General features: G+C 37.4%; 3 protein-coding genes. All 3 read left to right on the top strand.

Annotation, left to right across the window (positions count from 1 at the left end; all coding sequences use genetic code 11):
- The first annotated feature begins 204 nt into the window (after positions 1-204).
- Entirely contained in the window at positions 205-468 is a 264-nt protein-coding gene (locus HW443_RS11985) for a hypothetical protein (RefSeq protein WP_176238304.1), read from the top strand.
- Entirely contained in the window at positions 407-679 is a 273-nt protein-coding gene (locus tag HW443_RS11980) for a nucleotidyl transferase AbiEii/AbiGii toxin family protein (protein ID WP_176238303.1), read from the top strand. The genes HW443_RS11985 and HW443_RS11980 overlap by 62 nt, the downstream gene beginning before the upstream one ends.
- Positions 680-923: nucleotidyl transferase AbiEii/AbiGii toxin family protein (locus HW443_RS11975; protein ID WP_176238302.1), on the top strand; the 244-nt coding region annotated here is incomplete at its 3' end. It lies immediately after the preceding gene.

Raw genomic sequence — 923 nt, 5'->3', positions numbered from 1 at the left:
TTATTGCTGACTGGTTTAGGAAGAAAGGAATAGAAAAGAGGAAAGAACACACTGACACTTTTCACTGACACTACTATTTCTTGAGTGAAGGGGAAGAAGATGAATAAACTGTCAATTTAGCATGAAACGGATTTGTCCTTTACAAAGAGCCGTATAGCTGTTAAAATTACTTCACAATCAGGAGGCAATAAGTGAGGACTGCATATGACAAAAAAACATATAGTCTGGTTTGCAGACATTGAGAAACTAAACCTTAATGAAGATCAAAATAGAAAATGGTGGATTAAACAGGTTCTTCTAAAAGGCCGTCTGGAAGATATTAAAGACCTCGACTTTAATGAAGTTGAAAGGTTATTACCAGAACTTTATTTGCCTAAACCTATAAAGAAATTATGGGAGAACTACTTTGAGTGGAAAAGAAAAGAAACCATTGACGGAACTCCAGCAAGAGATCATCAATACCCTTAATGGATTAGAAGAATCAAAAGAATTATATTTTACCGGAGGATCAGCCCTTTCTGCTTATTACCTTCATCACAGACTTTCCGAAGACCTCGATTTTTTTACCCCTGCCGAAGACATGATTCAGCTTATTTCGAGAAAGCTATTACAATCTCTTGAGAAAAAAGGGATTAAAAGAAGCGTTGTGGAAATGATGACAAGCCGCGGTAGTGAATGAATGAATATTCAGATTGCCCTTGACAGTCCGTACAGGCTTGAAAGAACTAAAGAGATAGATGGTGTTAGAGTTGACAGCCTTATTGATATAGCAGCGGGAAAACTGCTTGCCCTTTTCGGCAGGGCTGCGGCGAGGGACTTTGTGGATATTTATTTTTTGATAAAAGAGGGTTATTTTAACCTTGATGAATTGATTAAAAAGGCATCGGAAAAAGACCCGGCAATGGATAAATATTATCTTGCGA

Source organism: Candidatus Hakubella thermalkaliphila, from assembly GCF_013281975.1.
GTDB classification, from domain to species: Bacteria; Actinomycetota; Humimicrobiia; order Hakubellales; family Hakubellaceae; genus Hakubella; species Hakubella thermalkaliphila.
This window is presented reverse-complemented; position numbering and strand designations above follow the sequence as displayed.

What these genes read in the sequence shown, in the direction of transcription:
- HW443_RS11985 (WP_176238304.1), top strand. Translation starts at nt 205, where the DNA reads ATGACAAAAAAACATATAGTCTGGTTTGCAGACATTGAGAAACTAAAC.